This window comes from Guptibacillus algicola (genome assembly GCF_020171805.1).
Taxonomy (GTDB): domain Bacteria; phylum Bacillota; class Bacilli; order Bacillales; family Guptibacillaceae; genus Guptibacillus; species Guptibacillus algicola.
The window spans coordinates 215,228-221,630 of sequence record NZ_JAIVAF010000006.1 but is presented as its reverse complement, the minus strand read 5'-3'; the positions used below and the strand labels follow the sequence as shown (position 1 = coordinate 221,630).

Annotated in this window: 4 protein-coding genes, 16 tRNA genes and 2 rRNA genes; 20 read left to right on the top strand and 2 right to left on the bottom strand. The window is 42.7% G+C overall.

Going from position 1 to position 6,403, the window contains the following annotated elements; translation table 11 throughout:
• From LCM09_RS18335 to LCM09_RS18245, 19 genes are all read left to right on the top strand, one after another.
• Nucleotides 1-225, top strand: a 23S ribosomal RNA gene (locus LCM09_RS18335); the annotation flags it as partial.
• A 380-nt stretch (nt 226-605) separates the two neighbouring features.
• Nucleotides 606-722: ribosomal RNA gene (gene rrf, locus LCM09_RS18330) — 5S ribosomal RNA — on the top strand.
• Nucleotides 723-732: 10 nt separating this feature from the next.
• Nucleotides 733-807: transfer RNA gene (locus LCM09_RS18325), tRNA-Asn, on the top strand.
• Nucleotide 808: 1 nt separating this feature from the next.
• Nucleotides 809-900: transfer RNA gene (locus LCM09_RS18320), tRNA-Ser, on the top strand.
• A 15-nt stretch (nt 901-915) separates the two neighbouring features.
• Nucleotides 916-990, top strand: a tRNA-Glu gene (locus tag LCM09_RS18315).
• Nucleotides 991-1,022: 32 nt separating this feature from the next.
• Nucleotides 1,023-1,098: transfer RNA gene (locus tag LCM09_RS18310), tRNA-Val, on the top strand.
• 7 nt (nt 1,099-1,105) lie between these two features.
• Nucleotides 1,106-1,181 (top strand) — tRNA-Asp (locus LCM09_RS18305).
• A 186-nt stretch (nt 1,182-1,367) separates the two neighbouring features.
• Nucleotides 1,368-1,444, top strand: a tRNA-Met gene (locus tag LCM09_RS18300).
• 115 nt (nt 1,445-1,559) lie between these two features.
• Nucleotides 1,560-1,635 (top strand) — tRNA-Phe (locus LCM09_RS18295).
• A gap of 4 nt (nt 1,636-1,639) precedes the next feature.
• Nucleotides 1,640-1,715, top strand: a tRNA-Thr gene (locus tag LCM09_RS18290).
• A 70-nt stretch (nt 1,716-1,785) separates the two neighbouring features.
• Nucleotides 1,786-1,870: transfer RNA gene (locus LCM09_RS18285), tRNA-Tyr, on the top strand.
• A gap of 5 nt (nt 1,871-1,875) precedes the next feature.
• A tRNA-Trp gene (locus LCM09_RS18280) sits at nt 1,876-1,949 on the top strand.
• Nucleotides 1,950-1,977: 28 nt separating this feature from the next.
• Nucleotides 1,978-2,053: transfer RNA gene (locus LCM09_RS18275), tRNA-His, on the top strand.
• Nucleotides 2,054-2,057: 4 nt separating this feature from the next.
• A tRNA-Gln gene (locus tag LCM09_RS18270) sits at nt 2,058-2,132 on the top strand.
• Nucleotides 2,133-2,141: 9 nt separating this feature from the next.
• Nucleotides 2,142-2,216: transfer RNA gene (locus LCM09_RS18265), tRNA-Gly, on the top strand.
• 9 nt (nt 2,217-2,225) lie between these two features.
• A tRNA-Cys gene (locus tag LCM09_RS18260) sits at nt 2,226-2,300 on the top strand.
• A gap of 26 nt (nt 2,301-2,326) precedes the next feature.
• Nucleotides 2,327-2,416 (top strand) — tRNA-Leu (locus LCM09_RS18255).
• Between the two features lie 36 nt (nt 2,417-2,452).
• Nucleotides 2,453-2,537: transfer RNA gene (locus tag LCM09_RS18250), tRNA-Leu, on the top strand.
• A gap of 178 nt (nt 2,538-2,715) precedes the next feature.
• The gene (locus LCM09_RS18245) at nt 2,716-3,411 is read left to right on the top strand and encodes a DsbA family oxidoreductase (RefSeq protein ID WP_224884847.1); all 696 of its coding nucleotides are present in this window, start codon (nt 2,716-2,718) and stop codon (nt 3,409-3,411) included.
• A gap of 49 nt (nt 3,412-3,460) precedes the next feature.
• Here LCM09_RS18245 and yvfG read toward each other — a convergent pair whose 3' ends face one another.
• Both yvfG and LCM09_RS18235 read right to left on the bottom strand, forming a co-directional pair.
• Nucleotides 3,461-3,682, bottom strand: coding sequence for a protein YvfG (yvfG, locus tag LCM09_RS18240; protein WP_224884846.1), 222 nt, complete (start codon nt 3,680-3,682; stop codon nt 3,461-3,463).
• A gap of 236 nt (nt 3,683-3,918) precedes the next feature.
• A complete protein-coding gene (locus tag LCM09_RS18235; RefSeq protein ID WP_224884845.1) occupies nt 3,919-4,593 on the bottom strand; it encodes a B3/B4 domain-containing protein in 675 nt (224 codons plus the stop codon).
• Nucleotides 4,594-4,674: 81 nt separating this feature from the next.
• Here LCM09_RS18235 and LCM09_RS18230 point away from each other — a divergent pair, with 81 nt between their 5' ends.
• Nucleotides 4,675-6,375 carry an ABC-ATPase domain-containing protein gene (locus tag LCM09_RS18230; protein ID WP_224884844.1) on the top strand — a complete coding sequence of 567 codons (1,701 nt, stop codon included), beginning with the start codon at nt 4,675-4,677 and terminating at the stop codon, nt 6,373-6,375.
• Nucleotides 6,376-6,403: the final 28 nt, after the last annotated feature.

The following is a 6,403-nucleotide window of genomic DNA, read 5'->3' as shown; positions in this document are numbered from 1 at the left end:
CACACCGCTGGTGTACCAGTTGTTCCGCCAGGAGCATAGCTGGGTAGCTACGTGTGGAAGGGATAAGTGCTGAAAGCATCTAAGCATGAAGCCCCCCTCGAGATGAGATTTCCCACAGCATTAAGCTGGTAAGATCCCTCAGAGATGATGAGGTTGATAGGTTCGGGGTGGAAGCGTGGCGACACGTGGAGCTGACGAATACTAATCGATCGAGGGCTTAACCTAAAATGAAAGGCGGAATGAACCGTTTAAATCCGACAAGCGTTGGAAGCTTTTGAGTCGGACGCGCTTTATGCGTCAGAGGAAAAAGGTGAAACGATCGAGGATTTGGTTCATGAAGCTAGACAACGAAAAGTAAAGCAGGCTTGGTCATATTGGTAGACCATTGGAGCTCTTGAACGTAAGGCGTTTTCCGCCTGAAGTGAAAGTGTGAAATGGGCAAGAATATAGCCTGCGGCACTAGACATCGCGAAAAATATTATTGGAATACGTTGTTGCGTGCTATCTAGTTTTCAGGGAATAAATTTTCTCTTGAAATATGACGAAATATATTGTAATATATATTTTGTCGCTAGCAATCGCACGAAAGTGCGAGCTGTTAGAAGTCTGGTGATGAAGGCGAAGAGGTCACACCCGTTCCCATGCCGAACACGGAAGTTAAGCTCTTCAGCGCCGATGGTAGTTGGGGGCTCTCCCCCTGCAAGAGTAGGACGTCGCCAGGCTAAACATTATTCCACAGTAGCTCAGTGGTAGAGCTATCGGCTGTTAACCGATCGGTCGTAGGTTCGAATCCTACCTGTGGAGCCATGGAGAGCTGTCCGAGTGGCCGAAGGAGCACGATTGGAAATCGTGTAGACGGTCAACGCCGTCTCGAGGGTTCGAATCCCTCGCTCTCCGCCAGCTACATACTAGATTGGCCCGTTGGTCAAGTGGTTAAGACACCGCCCTTTCACGGCGGTATCACGGGTTCGAATCCCGTACGGGTCACCATTTTTCAATACTTTATAGCATTTTTACTCTGTGGAGGATTAGCTCAGCTGGGAGAGCATCTGCCTTACAAGCAGAGGGTCGGCGGTTCGAGCCCGTCATCCTCCACCATTACTAAGGTCCCGTGGTGTAGCGGTTAACATGCCTGCCTGTCACGCAGGAGATCGCGGGTTCGATTCCCGTCGGGACCGCCATTTCAATCAATACTAATTGGTTAAACATTAATTTCATTTTATCGTCGCGGGGTGGAGCAACGAGCGTTACTCCAATGAATCAACTTCGAGTTGTTTCGACGGATACGCATCGAAGCATAACCTTGTAGAGGAAGAAACAGAACACTGCATATAGAAGCAGGTTCAGCATTACATTTATTATATCGTCGCGGGGTGGAGCAGTTCGGTAGCTCGTCGGGCTCATAACCCGAAGGTCGCAGGTTCAAATCCTGCCCCCGCAACCAAAATAAAATTTTAACTACGTCGATTTATCTTCTAAGCTAAAATTTAATCGGAGTCCCTTTAGGGGCAACCTATTCTCTTTTCTTAGATCGACCGTTGAAATAAATTTAAAAGAATGGCTCTGTAGCTCAGTCGGTAGAGCAGTGGACTGAAAATCCACGTGTCGGCGGTTCGATTCCGTCCGGAGCCACCATGTTGCCGGTCTAGCTCAATTGGTAGAGCAACTGACTTGTAATCAGTAGGTTGGGGGTTCAAGTCCTCTGGCCGGCACCATTTTCCTAAAAAGGTATCAATTCCCATTGTCTTTATATATAATATATATTACAATGATAATTGTCTATTTGGAGGGGTAGCGAAGTGGCTAAACGCGGCGGACTGTAAATCCGCTCCCTCAGGGTTCGGCGGTTCGAATCCGTCCCCCTCCACCATTTATAGGGGTATAGTTTAAAGGTAGAACAGAGGTCTCCAAAACCTCCGGTGTGGGTTCGATTCCTACTACCCCTGCCAATTTAAATCTTGAAAAATTGTCTTTATGGCGGTTGTGGCGAAGTGGTTAACGCACCGGATTGTGATTCCGGCATTCGTGGGTTCAATTCCCATCAGCCGCCCCATTTTTGGGCTATAGCCAAGCGGTAAGGCAACGGATTTTGATTCCGTCATGCGCTGGTTCGAATCCAGCTAGCCCAGCCATTTTTCGTTGCGAAAGTAGTTCAGTGGTAGAACACCACCTTGCCAAGGTGGGGGTCGCGGGTTCGAATCCCGTCTTTCGCTCCATTTTTTTAAGGCGGCATAGCCAAGTGGTAAGGCACGGGTCTGCAAAACCCTTACGCCCCGGTTCAAATCCGGGTGCCGCCTCCAATTTCATATTTTCACTTAAAAGTCCTGCCGGAGTGGCGGAATTGGCAGACGCACAGGACTTAAAATCCTGCGGAGGGTGTACCTCCGTGCCGGTTCGAGCCCGGCCTCCGGCACCATTTACTTTCCGAAATTAAATTAGAAATTGTCTTTATGCCGGTGTGGCGGAATTGGCAGACGCGCACGACTCAAAATCGTGTTCCGAGAGGAGTGTCGGTTCGAACCCGACCACCGGTACCAGTTACATACTTAATACAAGAACGTTCTGGATTTCTACAGTGTAGGAGTCTTTTTTTATTGTCTAATTTTAGATCACCTATAGATAACTCAACTGATTAACAATGAGCTATAGATTACCGTCTCTCGTTAAATGATGGTACACTGAAATTAAATTGTACACTATGAAAGAGTGATATTAATGAGAGTAGAAATATGGTCAGATTTTGTTTGTCCTTTTTGTTATATCGGAAAGCGTCGTTTAGAGAACGCGCTTCAAGCATTTCCACACCGTAATCAAATCACAGTAACTTATAGAAGTTTTGAGCTTGACCCAAATGCTGAGAAGTCGACAGGACAGAGTAAGGCTGAGTTGTTAGCTAGTAAGTATAACGTCAGTCTTGAACAAGCTGAGGGTATGTGTGAGAACATGAGGAAACAGGCAGAAAATGAAAATTTAACATTCGATTTCAAGAATATGAAGCCTACAAATTCATTCGATGCTCATCGGCTCCTCCAATATGCTGCAAAGCAGAATCTTATGGAGAAAATGACAGAAAGACTTTTCTATGCTTATTTTACAGAAACGAAAGATATTTCGGATCATGAGACGCTTTGTGAGCTTGCTGAAGAGGTAGGGCTTAAATCCAGTGAAGTTAGATCTATGCTTCAATCCGATGAGTACGCAAAAGAAGTCCGTTATGATGAGTCACTCGGAAGCCAAATAGGTATTCAAGGTGTTCCATTTTACGTATTTAATGAGAAGTACGCAGTTTCTGGGGCACAGCCTGTTGAGATGTTTCAACAAGCGTTAAATAAAGCTTGGGAAGAGGATAAGGAGCTTGAAGTCATTAGTAGTGATGGTGACTCTTGCGGCCCTGAATCATGTGATGTATAACTAACCCAGATATAAAAAGCTCTCTTACGACTTGTAAGAGAGCTTTTTATTATTCTTCAGTGTTTTCTGCTTTAACCGTCTTATATGCTGTATCAAGGTTTCGAATTCTACGAACGATTTCAGAATTCTTATTAAGATTATCATAGATCATTGAAGAGACAACTGAACGATAGTAGCTGTTCATCGCTTCTAATTTTGTAAATACATCATTGTTTTTCTTTATGTATTGTTTAAAGTTCTCTTCAAAGAATGGTGTTGAGAAGGGTTCCATAAGCTAGCTCCTTTCAAATCTTTATGGTGAATATTATATAATTTATGATTCTATATTAATATATTGTGAAGCTAATCTAAAGAAAATAATAATTTCCTATTGTTTTATTAAACTACTCTGTGTTATTCTAACTACATCAGCGAGGTTTGTAGAAAAACCTCGAATTTTCACCATTTACCCAACGCAGTGTTTCGTTACTATTAACGAAGCGTTGCGTTTTTTTATGTTTCCTTCTACTATTTGGTCGTTGCTAATCCGTAGCTGAAGTTCCCTCCATGAATTTGGTTAAACATTTCACCAGAAGCCTGTAAAAGCTTTTTGGCTTCTTCTGAAGAGAGGGATGGTTGGATATAATATAGCTGAATAGCATTTCTGGTTTTCTCGGTAACTGCAGTACGTTTGGAATCTACTATGGGACTACCAAAGGGACCTTTTTCGTCAGATGAAACAGGCTTGTTATTGAAGTTTACCTCTCTACCATTTAACCCTTGATACGACGCTAGCTCATTTCCAATCTCCACTGTAATAGGTCCTTTTACCAAATCGAGATCATATATCCCGATCGGAATTTTGTATTGTAGTGAAAGTAGATTGTTGATATCGGCAGCAGAGTGAATCGATGGTAGATCTGATCCCTTTTTAAGTCTTCTTAACAACGCTTCTGAAGAAGGGCGGTATCTTGAAGGATCAGTTCCGAGATTTTTGAAGACAGATCTCCACTCTTTAACTTGTGGAAATGACGTCAATTCCGTTTCTTCTAGGTCCATCATCATCGTTTCAAGATAGAATTGATATCGACCGCGCACCATTTGCGGTGAGTTTTCAACCACGATATCATGATAGGTGATCCATCCTACTTTAAAGTCAGGGATTGTTTCGGTAATAGATGTAGAGAGAAAAACGGTATCCATGTTACACCTCTCCTTAATTGTTTATTTCCGTTCATTTTACCACACGCAAGTTTTAGAATCTTAAAAGGAGGCTCACCTCATATGAAGAACCTCATTAAACATTTACAACGGATAGATGGAAAAAGCTATAAAGCCTATAAAGATATAAGAGGGAGCTATGATTTTCAAAGCTATACTCTTTCAATTGATTACGTTCAAGGGGACCCTTTCGCTAGCCCGTCTAGAATAAGAGTCGTTATTCCTCGAAATAAGACAAACGTAACAAACGATTGGTTTGAGGGAAATCAGAGAAGAGTGCGTCTTGAGGATCTAATTGCAAGAAAAGTAGAGAAAGCAATCTCTCGCAATAAAGGTAATGTTAAAGGATCAGGCAAAAGCGGCGCATTTATGATAGATGCCCCTAAACAGAAGGTAATAGAGCGTACGGCTGTGTCAGTTAGTGATAAAACGATCACGATCTGCTTATCGCTTGGGTTACCAGCTCAAGGAAGACGCGTACTTGGTAGACAAGCGGAGCAAATGTTAATCCACTATCTACCTGAGATGCTGAACGGCTCAATTTTCTCTCTAAAAGCGGAAGAAGTTATAGAAGCCATTCATTTAGCTGATCAACAGGAATCCATTAGAACGTATTTGAAAGATGAAGGCTATGTCGCTTTTATTGCAAACGGAGCTATCCTGCCCCGAGAGAGCGGTATAAGCGATCGCCCTTTACAGAATAAAGCTGTCCCGTTCAAATCTCCATCGAGCAAAGAAGTATCGATTTCTATTCCGCATAGAGAAGAACAGATTACAGGAATGGCTATCGAGAAGGGGATTTCTCTTATTGTAGGGGGCGGGTACCATGGCAAAAGTACCCTGTTGCATGCGATGGAGCATGGCGTTTATGATCATATTGCAGGTGATGGTCGGGAATATGTCATCACAGATGATCTGGCAATGAAGATACGTTCTGAAGATGGAAGAAAAGTTACGGGTGTTAATATTTCCCCGTTTATCGAGAACTTACCGTTTGGTAAAGATACTCAATCATTCACAACAGAAAATGCTAGCGGAAGTACCTCTCAAGCAGCTAATATTATAGAGGCAATTGAAGCCCGCTCACGTGCGTTATTGATTGATGAAGACACAAGTGCTACCAATTTCATGATTCGAGATGAACGTATGCAACAACTTGTCTCAAAAGATAAAGAACCGATTACTCCGTTTATTGATCGCGTTCAGCAACTATATAACCAGCATGGTATTTCGACTGTTCTTGTTATGGGAGGATCAGGAGATTATTTTGACGTAGCAGATTCAGTTATACTGATGGAAAACTATTTACCATACGATGTGACAAGTGAAGCTAAAAGAATATCTGAGCAATCGACTTCACCTCGAATTAAAGAAGGTGGAGAACTGTTCGGTGAGGTGGACCGCCGAATACTTCATAAATCGAGCTTAAATAGTCAAAAAGGGAAAAAGTCGAAGGTTTCTGCTAAAGGCCTCCACCATATCTTATATGGCAATACGGATATTTCACTTCTACAAGTTGAGCAGCTCATCGATCCAAGTCAAACGCGTTTGGCAGCAGAAATCCTTTACTTTTTTGAAAGGAAGAACAAACTGGGAGAGGCATCAGTATCTGAGCTATTGGATTCTGTAGAAAAGCAAATGAATGAGGAAGGATTAGGCTCATTCTCTGTGTTTGTTAATCAACATCCTGGTGATTTTGCACGTATTCGAAGAACAGAGTTGGCGGCAGTAATAAATAGACTTAGAACGTTGAAAGTCATTTAATAATAGAATTTTAATGTAGAAGGGAGGG